This is a genomic window from Salmonella sp. SSDFZ54, from assembly GCF_004010735.1.
Classification (GTDB): domain Bacteria; phylum Pseudomonadota; class Gammaproteobacteria; order Enterobacterales; family Enterobacteriaceae; genus Salmonella; species Salmonella enterica.
In genome coordinates this window covers 2,521,618-2,541,610 of sequence record NZ_CP034819.1, presented here as the reverse complement: position 1 = coordinate 2,541,610, position 19,993 = coordinate 2,521,618, and the positions used below count along the sequence as shown (strand labels likewise).

The window sequence follows — 19,993 nt, the reverse complement described above, 5'->3', positions numbered from 1 at the left end:
GCGGTTTTGATAATAGCTTTCATGGCATGATTCACCTTTCTGTGAACACTCGCAAAAAATCGGCCGGATGGGGCGGTTTCGCCTTCTTCTGGCGACGGTCGGAACGATATCGGGTTTCACTGTTTATCATCGCTATTTTTCACTATCCGGCTTTTCTATTGCGTTCTTAAAAGGTGCCTCTGATGATTAAGTTTAGTGCAACGCTTCTGGCTACGCTGATCGCCGCCAGCGTGAATGCGGCCACCGTCGATCTCCGCATCATGGAAACTACTGATTTACATAGCAACATGATGGATTTCGATTATTACAAGGATACCTCAACCGAAAAATTCGGATTGGTACGTACCGCAAGTTTGATTCATGCCGCCCGAAATGAAGTCAAAAACAGCGTGCTGGTGGATAACGGCGACCTGATTCAGGGGAGCCCTCTGGGCGATTATATGGCGGCAAAAGGGCTCAAAGACGGTGATGTTCACCCGGTCTATAAAGCGCTCAACACTCTGGATTACGCGGTTGGAAACCTCGGCAACCATGAGTTTAATTATGGTCTGGACTATCTGCATAACGCGCTGGCCGGCGCGAAATTCCCTTATGTTAACGCCAATATTATCGACGTTAAAACCCAAAAGCCGCTCTTTACGCCTTATCTGATTAAAGAGACGAACGTTATTGATAAAGACGGCAACCCGCAAACTCTGAAAATCGGCTATATCGGCTTTGTTCCGCCGCAAATCATGATTTGGGATAAAGCGAATCTGAACGGCAAAGTTACCGTCAATGACATTACGGAAACCGCCCGGAAATATGTGCCCGAAATGCGCGAGAAAGGCGCTGATATCGTGGTAGTCATTGCTCACTCAGGCCTTTCTGCCGATCCGTACCACAGCATGGCGGAAAACTCGGTTTATTACCTCAGCGAAGTTCCCGGCGTCGACGCGATTATGTTTGGCCACGCTCATGCCGTCTTCCCCGGTAAAGATTTTGCCGACATTAAAGGCGCGGATATCGCCAAAGGTACGCTTAACGGCATTCCTGCGGTAATGCCTGGCATGTGGGGCGACCATCTGGGAGTGGTCGATCTGGTGCTCAATAACGACAGCGGCAAATGGCAGGTTACGCAGGCGAAAGCGGAAGCGCGGCCTATCTATGACGCCGCCGCTAAAAAGTCGCTGGCGGCGGAAGACAGTAAGCTGGTCGATATTCTGAAAGCCGATCACGATGCCACCCGCGAGTTTGTCAGCAAGCCCATCGGCAAGTCTGCCGATAACATGTACAGTTATCTTGCTCTGGTGCAGGACGATCCTACCGTACAGGTGGTGAATAACGCGCAAAAAGCGTATGTGGAACACTTTATTCAGGGCGATCCGGATCTGGCGAAACTGCCGGTGCTGTCCGCCGCCGCGCCGTTTAAAGTTGGCGGGCGTAAGAACGATCCTGCCAGCTTTGTCGAAGTGGAAAAAGGCCAGTTGACCTTCCGTAACGCCGCCGATCTTTATCTCTATCCGAATACGCTGGTGGTGGTGAAAGCCAGCGGCAAGGAGGTAAAAGAGTGGCTGGAATGTTCTGCCGGACAATTTAATCAGATTGATATTCACAGCAACAAACCGCAATCGTTGATCAATTGGGATGGCTTTCGCACCTATAATTTCGATGTCATTGACGGCGTGAATTATCAAATCGATGTGTCACAGCCCGCCCGCTATGATGGCGAATGCCAGATGGTGAATCCGCAGGCGGAACGTATTAAAAACCTGACCTTTAACGGTAAGCCTGTCGACCCGAACGCTACGTTCCTGGTCGCCACGAATAACTATCGCGCTTACGGCGGCAAGTTTGCCGGCACGGGCGACAGCCATATCGCCTTTGCGTCTCCGGATGAAAATCGCGCCGTGCTGGCGGCATGGATTGGCGCAGAGTCAAAACGCGCGGGCGAAATCCATCCGGCGGCGGATAATAACTGGCGTCTGGCGCCAATCCACAGCGATACGGCGCTGGATATCCGCTTTGAAACATCGCCAGGCGATAAAGCCGCTGCCTTCATTAAAGCGAAAGGGCAGTATCCGATGAAGAAGGTTGCCGTCGATGATATCGGTTTTGCCATTTATCAGGTGGATTTAAGCAAGTAACGTGTGTCCCGTATGGCGCTGCGTTTATTCGGCCTGACTGGCAGGCCGAATAAAGCGCTAGCCGCCATCTGATAAACGCTCCCGCTGCGCCAATACCTGCGGCAAATTCAGTTCTATCCAGTCCGCCAGAGCGGCGACTTTATCACTCACCTGCTCGCCAAGCGGCGTCAGGCTGTACTCCACATGCGGCGGAACAACTGGATATGACACCCGGTTAAGAAATCCGTCCTGTTCAAGCGCCTGTAACGACTGCGCCAGCATCTTTTCACTCACGCCTCCCATCTTGCGCCGCAGGTCGCTAAAACGGTGTGTACCGTCGCGTAACGCGACCAGAATCAGTACGCCCCAGCGACTGGTGACATGTTTTAACACCTCACGGGACGGGCACTGTTCAGCAAAGAGATTGCCTTCACGCAACTGCCGGGAAAGAGTATGAGCGCGCATTGATACTTACCTTTTTGTACGTACTTACTAAAAGTAAGTTTAGGTGGTAGCGTAATAAAACACAAGACCAAAACTGAGGAGTTCACCATGATTGCTATCACTGGCGCAACGGGCCAACTGGGCCAACACGTTATTGAAAACCTGCTAAAAACGACGCCCGCCAGTCACCTCATCGCGATCGTCCGTAACCCGAAAAAAGCCGCCCTGCTCAGTCAGCGCGGGATTGCCGTTCGCCAGGCGGATTACGCTAACGAAGCTGCGCTGACCACCGCCTTACAGGGCGTTGATAAACTGCTGCTTATATCATCCAGCGAAGTGGGACAACGCACAGTTCAGCACCGCAACGTTATTCAGGCCGCCATTGCCGCGAAGGTGAAATTCATCGCCTATACCAGCCTGCTACATGCGGATAAATCGCCGCTGGCGCTCGCCGATGAACATATTGAAACGGAAAAGATGCTGGCTGAGTCAGGTATTCCTCACACGCTATTACGTAACGGCTGGTATACGGAAAACTACCTGGCGAGCGTCCCTGCCGCGCTGAAACATGGCGTCTTTATTGGCGCGGCGGGAGAAGGGAAAATCGCCTCCGCAATGCGCGCTGACTATGCCGCCGCCGCCGCGCGCGTCATCCGTGAAGAGGGTCACGCCGGGAATGTCTACGAGCTGGCGGGTGATGGCGCCTGGACATTAAGCCAGTTGGCGGATGAACTTACTCATCAGAGCGGAAAAAAAATCGTCTACCAGAACCTGAGCGAAGTCGATTTTGCCGCCGCGCTGAAAGGCGCAGGCCTGCCTGACGGACTGGCGGATATGTTGGCCAATTCTGACGCTGGCGCGGCGAAAGGCGGCCTGTTTGATGACAGCCATACGCTGCGTAAACTCATCGGTCGCCCGACGACGACGCTCACAGAAAGCCTTCGCTCCGTACTGTAAGTGTTAAAATTTAGTTAATTTATGTGGCATCCTCATAGACCTTCTCTGATAATGACGGAACGGTTTATGAGGAGAATCTGATGATTAGCGGCGTGCTATACGCCCTGCTGGCAGGGCTAATGTGGGGATTGATTTTCGTCGGCCCGTTAATCGTGCCGGATTACCCGGCCCTCTTACAGTCAATGGGACGCTATCTGGCGCTGGGGCTGATTGCCCTGCCGATTGCCTGGCTAGGCCGCACGCGGTTACGCCAGTTGACGCGCAAAGACTGGTCCACCGCCCTGTCGCTGACTCTGATGGGCAATGTAATCTATTACGCCTGCCTCGCCAGCGCCATTCAGCGAACCGGCGCGCCGGTTTCGACGATGATCATCGGGACATTGCCGGTCGTCATTCCGCTTTTCGCTAACGTTCTCTATAGCCAACGAGACGGCAGATTATCCTGGCGGCGTTTAGCGCCCGCGCTGGCGCTTATCGGTTTTGGCCTGCTGTGCGTCAATATTGCTGAACTTAGCCAGGGATTGTCCGATGTTAGCGGCTGGCGCTATGGTTCAGGCATTGTGCTGGCGCTGATTTCCGTAGCGTGCTGGGCATGGTATGCGCTGCGCAACGCCCGCTGGCTGCGGGAAAATCCCGACAAACATCCCATGATGTGGGCAACGGCGCAGGCGCTGGTTACGCTGCCGGTCTCGTTAATCGGCTATGCGGCGGTCTGTCTGTGGCTGAGTATCCAGAAACCGCTGTTTACCCTGCCCTTTGGCCCGCATCCCGCGCTGTTTATCGGTCTGATGATCGCCATCGCGGTGCTGTGTTCCTGGGTGGGCGCGCTGTGCTGGAATATCGCCAGCCAAAAATTGCCAACCGTTATTTTAGGGCCGCTGATTGTTTTTGAGACGTTGGCGGGACTGCTCTATACCTTCATTCTGCGCCAGGAAATCCCGCCATTCCTGACGTTAAGCGGCATTGCGCTCCTGGTGGCGGGCGTGGTCATTGCCGTGAGAGCGAAACCGGAAAAAGCGACCGTCGTTCCGGTCACGGAACGCTAATTTCATACTCGCTTAAATTATACGCACCCCGAAAGAGTTATAGCCTCGCCTTAAAGATGTATTTAAAATACAACTTATATTATTGCAAATGAGGTAACGGCTATGGCTTATCGCGATCAACCTTTAGGCGAACTGGCGCTCTCTATTCCCCGCGCATCGGCGCTGTTTCGCCAGTACGATATGGATTACTGCTGCGGCGGAAAACAGACGCTGGCGCGTGCCGCCGCGCGTCACGACGTCGATATTGACATTATTGAAGCGCAACTGGCGCAATTGGCTGAACAGCCCATCGAAAAAGACTGGCGCGCCGTTCCGCTGGCGGACATTATTGACCATATCGTGGTGCGCTATCATGACCGACACCGCGAACAACTGCCGGAGCTTATCCTGCAGGCAACCAAAGTGGAACGCGTTCACGCGGATAAGCCAAACGTCCCACGCGGCCTGACAAAATATCTCACCGCGCTGCATGAAGAGCTTTCCAGCCATATGATGAAAGAAGAACAGATCCTGTTCCCAATGATCAAACAGGGTATGGGTCGCCAGGCAACGGGCCCGATAAGCGTAATGGAAAGCGAGCATGACGAGGCGGGAGAGCTGGTAGACGTCATCAAACACGTTACCCAAAATGTAACGCCGCCGCCAGAAGCGTGTACCACCTGGAAAGCGATGTATAACGGCATTAATGAGATGATTGATGATCTGATGGAGCACATCAGCCTGGAGAATAACGTGCTGTTCCCACGCGCGCTGGCCGGGGAATAATCGCCAGCCGGGCATTTTGCCGGATGGCGGCTGTAAACTGCGCCTTATCCGGCCTACAAATCAACGCTACGCTGTAAGCCCGGTAAGCGCCAGCGCCACCGGGCAAAACAATTAACGCATTCCCGCCATCCGTTTCTTACCTATCAACAGCCAGCCCAGACCCAACGCGATAAACCACAGCGGCGTCACGATCAGCGCCTGGCGCGTATCGTCTTCCAGCGTCAGTAATACCAGCACGAACGCAAAGAACGCCATGCAGACCCAGCACATCAGCTTACCGAGCGGCATCTTATAGATGGATTTTTCATGCAGGTGGGGACGCTTTTTGCGGTACACCAGGTATGAACACAGAATGATGGTCCAGACAAACATAAACAGGATAGCCGAAACCGTAGTGATCATGGTGAATGCGCCAATCACGCTCGGGTTGACCATCAGCATAACCACGCCGCCCAGCAGGCAGATACAGGAGAAGGTCAGGCCTTTCGCCGGTACCGCGCGTTTCGATAGCTTAGCGAACGCTTTTGGCGCCACGCCTTCTTGCGCCAGGCCAAACAGCATACGGCTGGTCGAGAAGACGCCACTGTTGGCGGAAGACGCCGCCGAGGTCAGCACAACAAAGTTGATCACGCTCGCGGCGGCAGGCAGACCCACCAGTACAAACAGCTCAACGAACGGGCTCTTATCCGGCACCACGGAACTCCACGGCGTCACCGACATAATGACAATCAGCGCAAAGACGTAGAACATGATGATACGGATCGGTATTGAGTTAATCGCGCGCGGCAGCGATTTTTCCGGATCTTTAGTTTCTGCGGCGGTAGTACCGACCAGCTCAATGCCCACGAAGGCGAACACCGCAATCTGGAAACCGGCAAAGAACCCGCTAATACCTTTCGGGAACCAGCCGCCGTCATTCCACAGATGCGCGAAAGACGCTTCAACGCCGGTCGGCGATTTAAAGTGCATCGCAATCATCACCAGCCCGACCACAATCAACGCTACGATGGCGACGATTTTGACCATGGCAAACCAAAATTCCATTTCACCAAACATTTTAACGGTGGCGAGGTTGAGGCTTAGCAGCAGGATCACTACCGCCAGCGAGGCGACCCAATCGGAAAGGCCGGGAAACCAGAACTGCGCGTAGGCAGTAATCGCCACCACGTCAGCCATACCGGTCACTACCCAGCAAAACCAGTACGTCCAGCCGGTGAAATATCCCGCCCAGGGGCCAAGCAGGTCGGAAGCAAAATCGCTAAACGATTTATATTCCAGATTCGAGAGCAGCAATTCCCCCATGGCGCGCATCACGAAAAAAAGCATAAAACCGATGATCATATACACAAAAATGATCGACGGTCCGGCGAGACTGATCGTTTTACCCGATCCCATAAACAGACCGGTACCAATAGCGCCGCCAATAGCGATAAGCTGTATATGACGGTTTGTAAGATTGCGCCGTAGCGACTGTTCAGCCGGAGCCTGTTCGTCGGCTGCGACTTTTACCTGATCTACCATGTTTTTCTTCCTGTACCTGTCTGTGTTGTGCGGGCTCTACGGCCTTTGGTCTATGATACGACGATCCTGTTATCAGGACTCATCGATATTAGGTAAGAATCGGCGGGATGAATACTAAGATTCAAATACAATGTTAATTTTATGTTTAAAATGAGTGTTATATCACTTTGATAATGCGAATTAGCTCACAAAAATACACGTAACGACGCCATTTGCAAAATAAAATATTGGCATCTGCTGAAGTCAGGGTTGCCGGATAAGGCGTTTACGCCATCATCCGGCAAACCCGGGGCGCTTACAGAATTTCCAGCAGTTCCACCTCAAACACCAGGGTGCTGAATGGCGGAATAGATGCCCCGGCCCCACGCTCGCCATAGGCCAGCTCCTGTGGGATAGTCAGTTCCCATTTGGAACCTACCGGCATCAGAGTCAGCGCTTCAATCCAGCCGGCGATCACGCCATTTACCGGGAATTCAGCCGGTTCGCCGCGCGCGACGGAGCTGTCAAATACGGTGCCATCAATAAGCTTACCGGTGTAATGCACGCGTACGCGGTCGGTACGCGCCGGAATCGCGCCTTCGCCCTGCGTCAGAACGCGGAACTGTAAACCAGATTCAGTACTGTTCACACCGTCTTTTTCGCGGTTTTCTTCCAGGTATTTCACGCCTTCGGCCGCCATCGCTTTGAAACGCTCACGACGCACCGCGTCCGCACGCTCATGAATTTCACGCAGCGCACGATGCACCACATCAACAGGAACCGCCGGGTGTTTACCTTCCAGCGCATCAGCAATGCCTGCAACCAGCGCTTCAGGCAACAGCCCTTCAAGACCGGATTCGCTGAGCTGCTGCCCTACCTGCAAACCAATGCCGTAGCTCGCTTGCGCTTCAATAGTGTCAAAAGTCGGGGTGGCCATTATTTTTCCTTCATCGGATATCAAAAAAGTAGCGGGCAGCATAACAGCCACGCTTCTTCTGGTAAAACTTTGTCTCAGGGAGGATGACAAATCGCAGGGAAAAAGAAACAATAGATTATCCGTATTGATGTCACGAAAGCGGATAGCACTACCAGTATCATAGCGTTAGCCATCTATACTCTATGATTAAGGAACGAGATGCGGAGCAGGAGGTAAACCATGCCCGGGCGCTTTGAATTAAAACCAACCCTGGCGAAAATCTGGCACGCGCCGGATAATTTTCGCATCATGGAGCCGCTGCCGCCTATGCATCGTCGTGGCATTATCATTGCCGCTATCGTGCTGGTGATCGGCTTCCTGCTGCCCGCCAGCGAGACCAGCGACTCGCCTGTCGTCACGCGGGAAGCGCAATTGGATCTGCAATCGCAATCACAGCCGCCGACGGAGGCCCAGCTTCAGGCGCAACTGGTCGCGCCGCAAAACGATCCGGATCAGGTGGCGCCCGTTGCGCCGGAACCTATCCAGGAAGGCCAGCCGGAAGAACAAAACCAGCCGCAGACGCAGCCTTTCCAGCAGGATAGCGGCATCGGTCAACAGTGGCGCTCGTACCGGGTAGAGTCTGGTAAAACTCTGGCGCAACTGTTCCGTGACCACGGACTGCCCCCGACAGACGTTTATGCAATGGCGCAGGTAGAAGGCGCTGGCAAACCGCTGAGTAACCTCAAAAATGGTCAAATGATTAAAATTCGCCAGAATGCCAGCGGGGTGGTGACAGGTTTAACGATAGATGGCGATAACGGTCAACAGGTGCTGTTTACGCGTCAGCCTGACGGCAGTTTTATTCGCGCACAGTAACGCCGGCTGCGCCTTACCCCGCCTATACCCTATTCGTTCAGGTGAAGCATTACCGCTTCACCTTATTCACCCACCAAATCCCCGAACACACCAGCACCAGCGCAATCATGTATTTCCACTCCAATATATTCTCGCCGAGAAAAATAGCCGAAAGAGCCGCGTCAGAAACCGGGATCAGAAAGTTAAACGGCGCAATCATCCCCACGCGATTATATTTGAGTAAAATGCTCCATAGCGCAAAAGCGACCGACGAGAGCAGCGTCAGGTAGACTAAAATCGCCACCGACGAGAAGCCATGTATCGTCAGCGTACCGCCAAAAACGTAACCGCCAATGACCAGTACCAGACCGCCAATCCCCAATTGATAGCCAGTCATGACCATCGGATCGACCGTCTGCGAGAGACGTTTGCCATACAATGTGGCCGCAGAAAGAATAAACGCCGCCAGCACCACGGAGCCTTCTCCCGGCAGATTAAAGCTGAAATCCAGGCCATTGCTGACGTTCACCACCATGACGCCCGCAAAGCCCAGAATACAGCCGAGCGTTTTGTTGTAGCTCAATCGGTCGTTCTGATAAATAAAGTGCGCCAGCAATACGCTGAAGAATGTGCCTGTCGCGTTCATGATTGAGCCTTTCACGCCGGAGGTAAACGCAAGGCCGATATAGAAAAAGAGATATTGCAGCGACGTCTGGGTCAGCCCCAGTAACGTTAACTGAGCAAACTGGCGCGGACGAAACCGACCAATCGGTTTACGCTGAAGCAGCGCGAACAGTAGCAGCAACCCACCCGCAAACAAAAAACGATAACCAGCAAAAACAATTTTAGAAGGGATATCGTCGGTGGCTATCTGAAAGAGGTCATAACCACTTTTGATGGCTGGATAAGCGCTGCCCCATAGCAGGCAACAAAATGCGGCACACACATAAACGACGTTTTTGCGGGCAAACGGGGAGGCCTGGCGTTGGGTATCCATTCTTTCACCAAGAAATTAAAATAATGTTTTATTTTTGATTATCGCGAAAAGAGGGGGAGATAGCCAGTCGAAAAGCGATGGGGTTAAAAAAGCAAAACGCCGGCGCTGGGCCGACGTTTCGTTGCTAGCAAAAACGAGAATGACTGATTACTCAGCAACCACGTTGATGATAACTTTTGCGAATACTTCGCTGTGAACCTGGAAGTTCACTTCGTGTTCGCCAGTGGTACGCAGAACGCCGTTCGGCAGACGAACTTCGCTCTTAGCCACGTCAACGCCAGCTGCAGTCACAGCGTCAGCGATGTCGCGAGTACCGATGGAACCGAACAGTTTACCTTCGTCGCCTGCTTTAGACGCGATAGTAACGGTTTCCAGGGCGTTGATTTTCTCTGCGCGTGCATTTGCAGCAGCCAGAACGTCAGCCAGTTTAGCTTCCAGTTCAGCGCGACGTGCTTCGAAGTATTCAACGTTTTTCTTGGTAGCCGGAACAGCTTTACCCTGTGGTACCAGGAAGTTACGAGCATAGCCCGCTTTAACGTTAACCTGATCACCCAGGCTACCCAGGTTTGCTACTTTATCAAGCAGAATAACTTGCATTACCTTATCCTCTCAAAGTCGTATTAATGGACCGTGACCGATTACTGATGGCGATCAGTGTACGGCAGCAGAGACAGGTAGCGAGCGCGTTTGATAGCGCGAGCCAGCTGACGCTGGTATTTTGCACGGGTACCGGTGATACGGCTTGGGACAATCTTACCGCTTTCGGTGATGTAGTTTTTCAGCGTAGCGATATCTTTATAGTCGATCTCTTGAACGCCTTCCGCGGTGAAACGGCAGAACTTGCGACGACGGAAATAACGTGCCATATGGCTAGTCTCCAGAATCTATCAATTCAATCTGCTCGGCATGCAGAACCATTTTGCTCAGACCGTTCTTTGCCTTGTGGCAAGAAATAAACCCCTGAACGGTTATGCGGCTGCCGACCGTTATACTGTGAGTAATGGCCTGGTTTTCGTGTCCGCTAACAATAACGGGCATTTGGCACCACGCCTGCCGGTGAAAGCCGGCTTCCTCTTGCACAGAACGATGCTCAAGCACGAACTGGCAATGCGGAATTCCTGATGGACTGACCTTTCGAAGGGGGGCCCTGCACACGGTGCCGGACAACGCCAGACGGTTGGTCATCAGAAATTACTCTTCAGAATCCCCAGCTTCAGCATCATCTGCGGTTTCGTTAGCGAAATCATCGCGACGCTCACGGCGCTCGTCTTTCGCTTTAACCATCGGAGAAGCTTCGGTAACAGCGTGCTTAGTACGCATAACCATGCTGCGGATAACGGCATCGTTGAAGCGGAAGGTAGTTTCCAGCTCATCGATCACTTCCTGCGGCGCTTCAACGTTCATCAGAACGTAGTGCGCTTTGTGCAGTTTGTTGATCGGGTAAGCCAGCTGACGGCGGCCCCAGTCTTCCAGACGGTGGATCTTGCCTTCTGCGCCAGTGATGGCGGCAGAGTAACGCTCGATCATACCCGGAACCTGTTCGCTCTGGTCAGGATGGACCATAAAAACGATTTCGTAATGACGCATCGAATTGCTCCTTACGGATTATTCAGCCTCCTGTCTGGGTCAGCCGCGGCCCATGGAGGCAAGGAACGTGTTAAAGGTCGGCTGAAAAATGACGCGTTATAATACTGACACGCCCGGCGAAACTCAAGGCAATAGTTCGATTATTTATGTGCCTGCCGATCAGTTCTGAAATGTAAAAGATTAAGGATGAGATACCGACCTGTTAACCACCATAACAGCTAGCGAGTTGACGATTTATCAGGCATCAGCGGGAAATGCGGTAATTTTTTGAACAACTGCATCAGAAATGGTCGCTATCGCTCCTGCTGGTAGCGATTAAAATAACATCAGAGGTTCACAAAAAAGGAGGCAGGGCCAGGTCAGCAACCGCCGCCGAGGAGGTCACTATGTTCTTCCGTATTTTCCCCCTTCTGGCTGGATTTTTGCTCAGCGTAAATACAATGGCAGCCATTGAAATTGATAATCGTCAGGCCAGAAATATGGACGATATACAGAGCTTAGGCGTGATTTACATAAACCATAATTTCGCGACTGAAAGCGAGGCCCGCCAGGCGCTGAAAGAAGAAACTGATGCGCGAGGCGCAATGTACTACCACCCGATTTTGTTACGGGAGCCCGGTAGTAACGGCAACATGCATGCCAGCGCGGAAATTTATCGCTAGTATCAGGAAAATGCCATAGTTTTGCCCCCTGGTCAGGGGGCATTTTTTTTCGCTTATCGGGTTGTTAATGGCACTTCGGCATCCTGCTCATGCGTTATGCGGTTTCGCAGATCGCGGCGCATTAACTCAATCACCCAAAACCAAAATACATGTCCCAGAATTTCAGAAGCGTACTCGTCAAAAGGAAGTTGTGTAAGCGGAGGCGTTAAGTTCAGCGCCGGGCAGAATATGCCATGCACGACAACCGTAACAATCAGCCCCGCCAGTATCCCCTGCCATAATTTAACTTTAGGGAAAATTTCCGCGACGACGCAGTAACCTATTGCGAATACCAGCGAAAAGATAATGTGAGTTACCATCACAGGGTTAATAACATGCTCAGAAAAGGTATAAACCGTTTGTGTTGGGTCAATGCCTAAATAATCCCGCAAAAAAATATACGGTGGATTAAACTCATCGCGCCCGCCGGAAAACGTTCGCGGCGGTAAAGGAACTTCCGCGCCCCATTTTACAAATGCTGAAATAATACCCGCTGCAAAACCAATTAACGCAGCTACTCCATACCGACGCCGCTGTGGGTCAGTTTTAACAAACAATCCGTTGATAGACACAATAGTATGATTCTATAGAGTGTTATGAAAGAAGCTCCGGAATCTGACCAATTACATCCCTGAGGGATAGGATCCCGGAGCGTTGTTTTACTTCTGCCCGTAATACGCATTCGGGCCATGCTTACGCATGAAGTGTTTATTCATCAGATAATCGTCGATGGGATTCAGCGCCGGGTTAATGCCGCGCGCAATCCACGCCATTCGCGCCACTTCCTCCATGACGACCGCGTTATGTACCGCATCGTGCGCATCTTTCCCCCAGGCGAACGGCCCGTGTTGATACACCACAATGCCTGGCGTATGCAGCGGTTCCACCTCGCCCAGCGTTTCGATGATCACCTTACCGGTGTTCAGCTCGTACTCGCCCTGCACTTCTTCTTCGCTTAACGCCCTGGTACAAGGAATATCGCCAAAGAAATAGTCCGCGTGCGTGGTGCCGAGCGCTGGAATAGCCATCCCCGCCTGCGCCCATGCCGTGGCGTGGGTGGAGTGGGTATGAACGACGCCGCCAAGCGACGGATAGCGTTGATACAGCGCCAGATGGGTAGCGGTATCGGAAGAAGGACGATAACGTCCCTCCACCACTTTGCCATCCATATCCACCACCACCATGTCATCTACCTTCATGGTTTCATAGGCGACACCGCTTGGCTTAATCACCACCAATCCGCGTTCGCGATCGATAGCGCTGACGTTGCCCCAGGTAAACGTCACCAGTCCATAACGGGGCAAATCCATGTTAGCGTCAAATACCTGCTGCTTGAGCTTTTGCATTAGGCTGCCTCCACCAGACCGGCGCTGGCCATGCGCGCTTTCACCCAGTCACGCGCTTTCGCTACCTCTGCCGCCGGGTTCTCTGCTGTTTCGCTCCACATCTCAATCAGATAGGGCCCGCAATAGCCACTCTGTTTGAGCGTTTCGAAGCAGCGTTCGAAATCGACAACGCCTTCGCCAAACGGCACATTTTTGAACACGCCGGGTTTAGTATCTTTGACGTGTACCGCGACGATATGCCCGATTCCCGCCTGTAGCTCCATCTGTACGTCGTTATCCCACGCCGACAGATTGCCGATATCCGGATAGAGCTGGAACCACGGGTTATTGAGGTAGTGAGCATAGCCCAGCGCTTTACTGATGGAATTCATCAGCGGGTAGTCCATGATCTCCATCGCCAGCGTCACCTGGGCGCGGCTGGCCATATCAACGCTCTCTTTTAACCCATCGCGGAAGCGGCAACGCGTTTCGTCGTTGGCCTGCTGATAGTAAACATCGTACCCCGCCAGTTGAATGACGCGAATCCCGACGTCCTGCGCAAACTGAATCGCTTTACGCATAATCTCCAGCCCCTGCGCCCGTACCGCGTCATCTTCGCTACCGAGCGGAAAACGACGATGCGCGCTCAGACACATGGACGGCACGCGCACGCCGGTTTCAGCAACCGCGCTCACCAGCGCCAGGCGCTGCTCGCGACTCCAGTCGAGCCGCGCCAGGCGGGCGTCGGTCTCGTCCACCGACATTTCAACGAAGTCAAAACCCAGCGTTTTCGCCAGCCGCAGGCGTTCCAGCCAGCACTCCCCGGCAGGGAGCGCTTTTTCATAGATGCCGAGCGGAATTTGTTTCGACAGCATAGCCGCTCCTTAGCCCCACAGTTGGGCAATGGAGCGTTTGAACTGCCGTGCGGCTTCTACCGGCGATTCGGCATCGCGAATGCTACGCCCCGCGATAAAGACATGGATCGGAATGCCTTTGAACAGCGGCAGGTCTTCCAGCGCCAGTCCGCCGGTCACGGTCACTTTAAAGCCCATATCGGAGAGCCGTTTAATCGCGGTAATATCCGCCTCGCCCCACGCCACGCCTGCCGCCTGCGCGTCACGGCTGCGGTGATAAACCACTTGCTGAATACCCGCATCACGCCACTGCTGCGCCTGTTCCCAGGTCCAGTAACCGGTCAGCTCGATCTGCACGTCGCCGTTGAACTCTTTCGCCACATCCAGCGCGCCCTTTGCGGTGTTGATATCCGCACAGCAAATCACGGTCACCCAGTCCGCGTTGGCTTCGAAACACATACGGGAGAGGATTTTACCGGCATCGGCAATTTTGGCGTCCGCCAGCACGATTTTGTGCGGATAGAGCGCTTTCAGATCGCGAACCGCACGCACGCCTTCGCCCACGCACAGAATGGTGCCCACTTCGATAATGTCGACTTCTTCGGCAATCAGGCGAGTGGTTTCATAGGCGCTATCCATAGTCTGGTTGTCCAGCGCGACCTGCAACATTGGTAATGACATTTTCAATTCCTTCTTAAGCTGCCGCGTTGGTGCGGTCAATGAGATCCAGGACTTCCTGCGCGGTGCGGCAGGCGCGTAAACGGTCAAAATTAGCTTCGTCTTCAAACAGGTTGACGATCTGCATGATGCCCACTTCCTGGTGAGTGTTGGCATCAACCGCCGCCATGGTGATCAGAATATCGACCGGGTCGTTATCTTCGTGGTTGAACTCCAGCGGCTTTTTCAGGGTCACCAGCGAAAAACCGGTTTTCTTCACCCCTTCTTCCGGGCGGCCATGCGGCATCGCCAGGCCGGGGGCAATCACAAAATAGGGGCCAAACTGCTCAACGCCATCCAGAATCGCCTGGTAATAGCGCGGCTCTACCACGTCGGCAGCCACCAGTAAATCGACGCCGATCTTGACGGCTTCCTGCCAGGTATTCGCTTCAGCCTGCAGGCGGATAGAATTATTCTCCGCCAGTGAATCACGTAATTTCATGTTGCATCCTTACTTCACGTCTTGCGGGAAATGTTCTTTGATCACTTCCAGCAGTTTCGGGCCGAAGTCAGCAGGAGAGAGCATGTTACGCACGCCAACCACATATTTGTTGCCGGTCACGCTGATTTCGCCCGCAATATGGGTAGAAGCGATGATGATATCCGCGCCGCTCAACTCGCTTTTGTACTCGCCAACCGCGCAGCTGTTTACCGTGTGGTCAATGTTTGATTGGGTTAAAAACTGGTCCACTTTCATTTTCATGATCATGGAACTGCCCTGTCCGTTGCCACACACAGCCAGAATACGTACGGTCATAATCAAAACTCCTTATTAAGCAGACTGTTCTGCCAGTTGTTTTTCTGCATCTTCTTCTGCGCGCAGTGCGCGGCCAGCGAAGAACATATAAGCCAGTGCAATTACAATGATGACGGCCATAAAGGCGATACCGAGGGAGAAGAAGCCCTGCATCATCGGCGGTGCCAGAATCGACCAGTCCGCCATACCCATCCAGGCGCTCATCCCCGTGAGTTTCACCGCCCAGACGCAACCAAAGATTTCGATCATCCCCATCACCAGACAAATCTTCAGCGCCGCACGCCAGCCGCCGAAGTGGTTAGCGAACACGCCGATAGTGGCGTTAGAGAAGAACATCGGGATAAAACCAGGAATAATCAGGATCGAGGAGCCGCAGGCAACCAGGATGCCAACCGCAATCAGCTGACCGATGGTGCCCCACATAAAGCCCCAGACCACCGCGTTCGGCGCGAAGCTATAAATAGCGGCGCAGTCAATCGCCAGTACTGCGCCCGGAATCAGACGCTGGGAGATACCGTTAAAGGCCTCAGAGAGTTCGGCGACAAACATACGCACGCCCTGAGTGATGATGAAGATCGCCACCGCAAAGGAGAAACCGGTTTGCAGGATATAGATTGTCCAGTGGGTTTTACCCGCCATCGCCTGTACGGTATCGATACCAAAGGAGAGCAGAATGGCACCAAAGAAGATGGTCATTACAATCGCCGTGGAGACGATGTTGTCATGGAAAATGTTCAGCCAGCCCGGCAGTTTGAGGTCTTCAACGCTTTCCTCTTTTTTGCCCAGGAACGGCGCGACTTTATAGGCAATCCAGGAAGCAAACTGCTGCTGGTGACCGATGGAGAAACCGCAGCCGTCCGTCACTTCCTGAGTCGGCTTGTACATCATGTTGGAGGTAATACCCCAGTACAGGGAAACCAGTATCGCCGTGCAGATAATGGTGGTCCACATGGAATAGCCGAAGATATAGAAAGAGACCGCAATCAGCCCCGCCTGCTGGAACATGATGTGCCCGGTCAACATGATGGTGCGAATACCGGTAATGCGTCGCAACAAGACGTAACAAATATTCAGCGCCAGCGCGAGCAACACCGCGTAGCCTACCCAACTATACGCATCACCCATCCGTTCGATCGTTGCCATCATCGAAGCATAGGTATCGGAAATCGCGCCGTTGATGCCGTAGACCTCAGACATTTTCGCCACCACCGGTTTAAAGGTGCTGGTCAGAATGCCGGACCCGGCCTGTAGCAGCATGAAGCCAATGATGGTTTTGATCGTCCCTTTGATGATCACGCTGACGCTTTTACGCAGCAGGATATAGCCCAGGCAGGTCACAATACCCAGTAATAGCGGGGCATTGGTCATTACCTGATTAAAAAAAATGGTAAAGATGTTGTAGAGGATCTCCATAACGATCTCCGGTAGACAAGGTTGCTGAGTCACAGGCGCTCAGAATAATGTCCCTCCACTGTAATTTTCAAAAGTAATCACAACAAGATTGAATTTGATTAAATGTGACGTAGCGCGCAAATAATTAGCACACTTAATACATGGTTTACTTATAAATAACTCATTTCTTCATTAAAATAAGTAAAATCATAAAGATGAATACATCCCCATGACGCCAGAAAAGATTAAATTTTCTTCTGGCTGCGTTCTCCTCTACCCAAAAGTCAAAAAATAGCCCATTGCCTTCTTGAGAAAATAGTGTCAGGATTAATCAAAACAAATCACGTTTTGAACCATTTTGAACAAACATGAAGGTAAATGCGATGAGTAAAGTACAAAGCATCACGCGTGAATCATGGATTCTGAGCACGTTTCCGGAGTGGGGAAGCTGGCTGAACGAAGAGATTGAGCAAGAGCAGGTCGCGCCGGGTACGTTCGCTATGTGGTGGCTGGGCTGTACCGGTATCTGGCTAAAATCTGAAGGCGGCACTAACGTATGCGTCGATTTCTGGTGCGGTACCGGTAAACAGAGCCACGGTAATCCGTTGATGAAAACCGGCCATCAGATGCAGCGTATGGCTGGCGTCAAAAAATTACAGCCTAACCTGCGCACCACGCCGTTTGTTCTCGATCCTTTCGCTATCCGTCAGATTGACGCCGTACTGGCGACCCACGACCATAACGATCACATTGACGTCAATGTCGCGGCTGCCGTAATGCAGAATTGCGCCGATGATGTTCCGTTTATCGGCCCGCAGACCTGCGTGGATTTATGGGTTGGCTGGGGCGTGCCGAAAGAACGCTGCATCGTGGTAAAACCGGGCGATGTCGTGAAAGTGAAAGATATTGAAATTCACGCGCTTGATGCCTTTGACCGCACCGCATTAATCACCCTGCCCGCCGATCAGAAAGCCGCTGGCGTACTGCCGGACGGCATGGATGTACGCGCGGTTAACTATCTGTTTAAAACGCCGGGCGGCAATCTCTATCACAGCGGCGATTCTCACTATTCCAACTACTACGCGAAACACGGCAACGAACATCAAATTGATGTCGCGCTTGGTTCTTACGGTGAAAACCCGCGCGGTATTACGGACAAAATGACCAGCGCGGATATTTTACGCATGGCGGAATCGCTGAATACCAAAGTGGTGATCCCGTTCCATCACGATATCTGGTCGAACTTCCAGGCCGATCCGCAGGAGATCCGCGTGCTATGGGAAATGAAGAAAGATCGCCTGAAGTATGGTTTTAAACCGTTTATCTGGCAGGTTGGCGGCAAGTTTACCTGGCCGCTGGATAAAGACAATTTCGAATACCACTATCCGCGTGGGTTTGACGATTGCTTTACCATTGAACCCGATCTACCGTTCAAATCCTTCCTGTGAGTCGATATCATGCCGGGATTACCCGGCATTTTTTCCATTTACTTTAGTATTTCCAGGCTATTTCAAATATCATCTTTTCAAATCAATTTGTATCGGAATAGCTCATGACTGAAGCACAAAGACATCAAATACTGCTGGATATGCTGGCACAGTTGGGCTTTGTTACCGTCGAAAACGTGATTGAGCGTCTGGGGATCTCCCCGGCGACAGCGCGCCGCGACATCAACAAGCTCGACGAAAGCGGGAAACTTAAAAAAGTGCGCAACGGCGCAGAGGCCATTACCCAACAGCGGCCCCGCTGGACGCCGATGAATCTGCACCAGGCGCAAAATCACGATGAAAAAGTACGCATCGCGAAAGCGGCGTCGCAGCTGGTAAACCCGGGTGAAAGCGTAGTGATTAACTGCGGCTCCACCGCTTTCCTGCTGGGGCGCGAAATGTGCGGGAAGCCGGTACAGATCATTACCAACTATCTGCCGCTGGCGAATTATCTGATCGATCAAGAGCATGACAGCGTGATTATCATGGGGGGGCAGTACAACAAAAGCCAGTCGATTACCCTGAGCCCGCAGGGAAGTGAAAACAGTCTCTATGCTGGCCACTGGATGTTTACCAGCGGAAAGGGCTTAACCGCGGATGGCCTGTACAAGACCGATATGCTAACCGCCATGGCGGAACAAAAAATGCTCAGCGTCGTCGGGAAACTGGTCGCGCTGGTCGATAGTAGTAAAATTGGCGAGCGCGCGGGAATGCTGTTCAGCCGCGCCGATCAGATCGCTATGCTGATTACCGGCAAAAATGCCAATCCGCAAGTTTTGCAACAGCTTGAAGCCCAGGGTGTAAGCATACTCCGCGTTTAAAGATGCTGTCGGAAAAACGCTACCGTCGCCGACAACGCTTCTGGCGTAATGCGATGCCGCACGCCTGCGGCCCATAAACAGGTCACATGCTTATCCAGCTTCGCCCCGGCGAGTGCCTGCTGGAGCCGGAAGGTTTCGATAGCAGGCACCACGTCATCCTCCTGACCATGCCACAACAGAAGCGGCCTGTCGGCCAGTCGCTCTAACTGGTGTGTGACTTCCCATTCACGTAGTGGCGCGATGATATTGTCGAATTCCGCCTGCTGTGCCGGGTTCTGCGGGGATAACGGCGGGAAAAGCGTCCGGGCGAGCCCGGTAAAATAGCCCGACCCCATTAAACTGGCCCCGCATTTTACCTCTCGGTGACGCGTCATAATGCCCAACGCCGTCATACCGCCCATGGATGCGCCGCCCACCGCCAACCGCCCGTCAAGTAGCCAGTTTTCCGCCTGAATCCCCGCACGTAACGTCGTAAATTCCTGCATGTTTTGGTGCAGAATCTGCCAGAATCGGTGTATTCGTCCCTGTGAGTCGCCGCCGAAGCGAGCGCCATGCTCCGGCGCATCCGGCATGACTACCCGGAATCCTGCCTGTGCCAGGGCAACGGCAAAATAACTATAAACCAGGCTGGAGGAGGTGAAGCCATGATAGAACACCACACAGGGAAGCGGCACGGCGCGTTTCCCTTCCGGGAAGGCATGTAGTACGACGCCTCCGGCTAATTGTCGTGTTTCAATCGCTATCATTATTCTCTCCTTTTTATCCGG

At 52.9% G+C, this 19,993-nt stretch carries 24 protein-coding genes; 8 read left to right on the top strand and 16 right to left on the bottom strand.

Annotation, left to right across the window (positions count from 1 at the left end; translation table 11 throughout):
• Positions 1-182: 182 nt before the first annotated feature.
• Complete coding sequence (locus tag EOS97_RS12640) at positions 183-2,126, top strand: bifunctional 2',3'-cyclic-nucleotide 2'-phosphodiesterase/3'-nucleotidase (protein ID WP_000589491.1); 1,944 nt, start codon at positions 183-185, stop codon at positions 2,124-2,126.
• A gap of 57 nt (positions 2,127-2,183) precedes the next feature.
• On the opposite strand, the gene EOS97_RS12635 is transcribed toward EOS97_RS12640, so the two are convergent.
• On the bottom strand, positions 2,184-2,570 hold the full coding sequence (locus EOS97_RS12635; protein WP_001201297.1) for a helix-turn-helix domain-containing protein: 387 nt from the start codon (positions 2,568-2,570) through the stop codon (positions 2,184-2,186).
• 87 nt (positions 2,571-2,657) lie between these two features.
• On the opposite strand from EOS97_RS12635, the gene EOS97_RS12630 reads away from it, so the two are divergent.
• From EOS97_RS12630 to ytfE, 3 genes are all read left to right on the top strand, one after another.
• Entirely contained in the window at positions 2,658-3,506 is an 849-nt protein-coding gene (locus tag EOS97_RS12630) for an SDR family oxidoreductase (protein WP_000560607.1), read from the top strand.
• Positions 3,507-3,586: 80 nt separating this feature from the next.
• Positions 3,587-4,552 (top strand): DMT family transporter, encoded by a 966-nt coding sequence (locus tag EOS97_RS12625; protein ID WP_000623290.1) that lies wholly within the window; start codon positions 3,587-3,589, stop codon positions 4,550-4,552.
• A gap of 102 nt (positions 4,553-4,654) precedes the next feature.
• Positions 4,655-5,317, top strand: a complete 663-nt coding sequence (gene ytfE, locus EOS97_RS12620) for an iron-sulfur cluster repair protein YtfE (protein WP_000331471.1) — start codon at positions 4,655-4,657, stop codon at positions 5,315-5,317.
• A gap of 111 nt (positions 5,318-5,428) precedes the next feature.
• Here ytfE and cycA read toward each other — a convergent pair whose 3' ends face one another.
• Positions 5,429-6,838 (bottom strand): D-serine/D-alanine/glycine transporter, encoded by a 1,410-nt coding sequence (gene cycA, locus EOS97_RS12615; RefSeq protein WP_000228322.1) that lies wholly within the window; start codon positions 6,836-6,838, stop codon positions 5,429-5,431.
• Positions 6,839-7,133: 295 nt separating this feature from the next.
• Positions 7,134-7,754: an FKBP-type peptidyl-prolyl cis-trans isomerase gene (gene fklB, locus EOS97_RS12610; protein WP_000235161.1), complete on the bottom strand. Its 621-nt coding sequence runs from the start codon at positions 7,752-7,754 to the stop codon at positions 7,134-7,136.
• Positions 7,755-7,973: 219 nt separating this feature from the next.
• On the opposite strand from fklB, the gene EOS97_RS12605 reads away from it, so the two are divergent.
• Positions 7,974-8,609 carry an OapA family protein gene (locus EOS97_RS12605; protein WP_001119448.1) on the top strand — a complete coding sequence of 212 codons (636 nt, stop codon included), beginning with the start codon at positions 7,974-7,976 and terminating at the stop codon, positions 8,607-8,609.
• 49 nt (positions 8,610-8,658) lie between these two features.
• Here EOS97_RS12605 and EOS97_RS12600 read toward each other — a convergent pair whose 3' ends face one another.
• The 5 genes from EOS97_RS12600 to rpsF all read right to left on the bottom strand — a co-directional run bounded on the left by EOS97_RS12600 (position 8,659) and on the right by rpsF (position 11,172).
• A complete protein-coding gene (locus EOS97_RS12600; protein ID WP_127836157.1) occupies positions 8,659-9,585 on the bottom strand; it encodes a DMT family transporter in 927 nt (308 codons plus the stop codon).
• 147 nt (positions 9,586-9,732) lie between these two features.
• Positions 9,733-10,182 carry a 50S ribosomal protein L9 gene (gene rplI / locus EOS97_RS12595; protein ID WP_001196065.1) on the bottom strand — a complete coding sequence of 150 codons (450 nt, stop codon included), beginning with the start codon at positions 10,180-10,182 and terminating at the stop codon, positions 9,733-9,735.
• A 41-nt stretch (positions 10,183-10,223) separates the two neighbouring features.
• The gene (rpsR, locus tag EOS97_RS12590; RefSeq protein ID WP_000135199.1) at positions 10,224-10,451 is read right to left on the bottom strand and encodes a 30S ribosomal protein S18; all 228 of its coding nucleotides are present in this window, start codon (positions 10,449-10,451) and stop codon (positions 10,224-10,226) included.
• A gap of 4 nt (positions 10,452-10,455) precedes the next feature.
• On the bottom strand, positions 10,456-10,770 hold the full coding sequence (gene priB / locus EOS97_RS12585; RefSeq protein ID WP_001519453.1) for a primosomal replication protein N: 315 nt from the start codon (positions 10,768-10,770) through the stop codon (positions 10,456-10,458).
• Between the two features lie 6 nt (positions 10,771-10,776).
• A complete protein-coding gene (rpsF, locus tag EOS97_RS12580) occupies positions 10,777-11,172 on the bottom strand; it encodes a 30S ribosomal protein S6 (protein WP_001216673.1) in 396 nt (131 codons plus the stop codon).
• A 386-nt stretch (positions 11,173-11,558) separates the two neighbouring features.
• Here rpsF and yjfY point away from each other — a divergent pair, with 386 nt between their 5' ends.
• Positions 11,559-11,834: a DUF1471 family protein YjfY gene (gene yjfY, locus EOS97_RS12575; RefSeq protein WP_000466074.1), complete on the top strand. Its 276-nt coding sequence runs from the start codon at positions 11,559-11,561 to the stop codon at positions 11,832-11,834.
• Positions 11,835-11,887: 53 nt separating this feature from the next.
• On the opposite strand, the gene EOS97_RS12570 is transcribed toward yjfY, so the two are convergent.
• The 7 genes from EOS97_RS12570 to ulaA form a co-directional block, all read right to left on the bottom strand.
• Positions 11,888-12,445: a DUF1440 domain-containing protein gene (locus tag EOS97_RS12570; protein ID WP_000026295.1), complete on the bottom strand. Its 558-nt coding sequence runs from the start codon at positions 12,443-12,445 to the stop codon at positions 11,888-11,890.
• A gap of 87 nt (positions 12,446-12,532) precedes the next feature.
• Positions 12,533-13,219 (bottom strand): L-ribulose-5-phosphate 4-epimerase, encoded by a 687-nt coding sequence (locus tag EOS97_RS12565; protein ID WP_001170771.1) that lies wholly within the window; start codon positions 13,217-13,219, stop codon positions 12,533-12,535.
• Positions 13,219-14,073: an L-ribulose-5-phosphate 3-epimerase UlaE gene (gene ulaE, locus EOS97_RS12560; protein ID WP_000949530.1), complete on the bottom strand. Its 855-nt coding sequence runs from the start codon at positions 14,071-14,073 to the stop codon at positions 13,219-13,221. Before ulaE ends, EOS97_RS12565 begins: the two co-directional genes overlap by 1 nt.
• A gap of 9 nt (positions 14,074-14,082) precedes the next feature.
• Entirely contained in the window at positions 14,083-14,733 is a 651-nt protein-coding gene (ulaD, locus tag EOS97_RS12555) for a 3-keto-L-gulonate-6-phosphate decarboxylase UlaD (RefSeq protein ID WP_000056761.1), read from the bottom strand.
• A 13-nt stretch (positions 14,734-14,746) separates the two neighbouring features.
• Positions 14,747-15,211, bottom strand: a complete 465-nt coding sequence (gene ulaC, locus EOS97_RS12550) for a PTS ascorbate transporter subunit IIA (RefSeq protein WP_000776531.1) — start codon at positions 15,209-15,211, stop codon at positions 14,747-14,749.
• A 9-nt stretch (positions 15,212-15,220) separates the two neighbouring features.
• Positions 15,221-15,526, bottom strand: a complete 306-nt coding sequence (gene ulaB, locus EOS97_RS12545) for a PTS ascorbate transporter subunit IIB (RefSeq protein ID WP_000218358.1) — start codon at positions 15,524-15,526, stop codon at positions 15,221-15,223.
• A gap of 15 nt (positions 15,527-15,541) precedes the next feature.
• On the bottom strand, positions 15,542-16,939 hold the full coding sequence (ulaA, locus tag EOS97_RS12540; protein ID WP_000404873.1) for a PTS ascorbate transporter subunit IIC: 1,398 nt from the start codon (positions 16,937-16,939) through the stop codon (positions 15,542-15,544).
• A 362-nt stretch (positions 16,940-17,301) separates the two neighbouring features.
• Here ulaA and ulaG point away from each other — a divergent pair, with 362 nt between their 5' ends.
• Both ulaG and ulaR read left to right on the top strand, forming a co-directional pair.
• Positions 17,302-18,366: an L-ascorbate 6-phosphate lactonase gene (gene ulaG, locus EOS97_RS12535; protein WP_000049161.1), complete on the top strand. Its 1,065-nt coding sequence runs from the start codon at positions 17,302-17,304 to the stop codon at positions 18,364-18,366.
• A gap of 104 nt (positions 18,367-18,470) precedes the next feature.
• On the top strand, positions 18,471-19,226 hold the full coding sequence (gene ulaR / locus EOS97_RS12530; protein ID WP_000133618.1) for an HTH-type transcriptional regulator UlaR: 756 nt from the start codon (positions 18,471-18,473) through the stop codon (positions 19,224-19,226).
• Here the strand turns inward: ulaR and yjfP are convergent.
• Positions 19,223-19,972 (bottom strand): esterase, encoded by a 750-nt coding sequence (yjfP, locus tag EOS97_RS12525; protein ID WP_000560308.1) that lies wholly within the window; start codon positions 19,970-19,972, stop codon positions 19,223-19,225. The genes ulaR and yjfP overlap by 4 nt on opposite strands.
• Positions 19,973-19,993 lie beyond the last annotated feature (21 nt).

Coding starts and splice junctions, on each gene's coding strand:
- rpsF (WP_001216673.1), bottom strand. CDS start 11,172: ATGCGTCATTACGAAATCGTTTTTATGGTCCATCCTGACCAGAGCGAA.
- ulaD (WP_000056761.1), bottom strand. CDS start 14,733: ATGTCATTACCAATGTTGCAGGTCGCGCTGGACAACCAGACTATGGAT.
- EOS97_RS12630 (WP_000560607.1), top strand. CDS start 2,658: ATGATTGCTATCACTGGCGCAACGGGCCAACTGGGCCAACACGTTATT.
- EOS97_RS12640 (WP_000589491.1), top strand. CDS start 183: ATGATTAAGTTTAGTGCAACGCTTCTGGCTACGCTGATCGCCGCCAGC.
- EOS97_RS12635 (WP_001201297.1), bottom strand. CDS start 2,570: ATGCGCGCTCATACTCTTTCCCGGCAGTTGCGTGAAGGCAATCTCTTT.
- rpsR (WP_000135199.1), bottom strand. CDS start 10,451: ATGGCACGTTATTTCCGTCGTCGCAAGTTCTGCCGTTTCACCGCGGAA.
- ulaG (WP_000049161.1), top strand. CDS start 17,302: ATGAGTAAAGTACAAAGCATCACGCGTGAATCATGGATTCTGAGCACG.
- ytfE (WP_000331471.1), top strand. CDS start 4,655: ATGGCTTATCGCGATCAACCTTTAGGCGAACTGGCGCTCTCTATTCCC.
- ulaA (WP_000404873.1), bottom strand. CDS start 16,939: ATGGAGATCCTCTACAACATCTTTACCATTTTTTTTAATCAGGTAATG.
- EOS97_RS12600 (WP_127836157.1), bottom strand. CDS start 9,585: ATGGATACCCAACGCCAGGCCTCCCCGTTTGCCCGCAAAAACGTCGTT.
- EOS97_RS12565 (WP_001170771.1), bottom strand. CDS start 13,219: ATGCAAAAGCTCAAGCAGCAGGTATTTGACGCTAACATGGATTTGCCC.
- rplI (WP_001196065.1), bottom strand. CDS start 10,182: ATGCAAGTTATTCTGCTTGATAAAGTAGCAAACCTGGGTAGCCTGGGT.
- EOS97_RS12605 (WP_001119448.1), top strand. CDS start 7,974: ATGCCCGGGCGCTTTGAATTAAAACCAACCCTGGCGAAAATCTGGCAC.
- cycA (WP_000228322.1), bottom strand. CDS start 6,838: ATGGTAGATCAGGTAAAAGTCGCAGCCGACGAACAGGCTCCGGCTGAA.
- EOS97_RS12625 (WP_000623290.1), top strand. CDS start 3,587: ATGATTAGCGGCGTGCTATACGCCCTGCTGGCAGGGCTAATGTGGGGA.
- ulaE (WP_000949530.1), bottom strand. CDS start 14,073: ATGCTGTCGAAACAAATTCCGCTCGGCATCTATGAAAAAGCGCTCCCT.
- yjfP (WP_000560308.1), bottom strand. CDS start 19,972: ATGATAGCGATTGAAACACGACAATTAGCCGGAGGCGTCGTACTACAT.
- yjfY (WP_000466074.1), top strand. CDS start 11,559: ATGTTCTTCCGTATTTTCCCCCTTCTGGCTGGATTTTTGCTCAGCGTA.
- ulaC (WP_000776531.1), bottom strand. CDS start 15,211: ATGAAATTACGTGATTCACTGGCGGAGAATAATTCTATCCGCCTGCAG.
- fklB (WP_000235161.1), bottom strand. CDS start 7,754: ATGGCCACCCCGACTTTTGACACTATTGAAGCGCAAGCGAGCTACGGC.
- ulaR (WP_000133618.1), top strand. CDS start 18,471: ATGACTGAAGCACAAAGACATCAAATACTGCTGGATATGCTGGCACAG.
- priB (WP_001519453.1), bottom strand. CDS start 10,770: ATGACCAACCGTCTGGCGTTGTCCGGCACCGTGTGCAGGGCCCCCCTT.
- ulaB (WP_000218358.1), bottom strand. CDS start 15,526: ATGACCGTACGTATTCTGGCTGTGTGTGGCAACGGACAGGGCAGTTCC.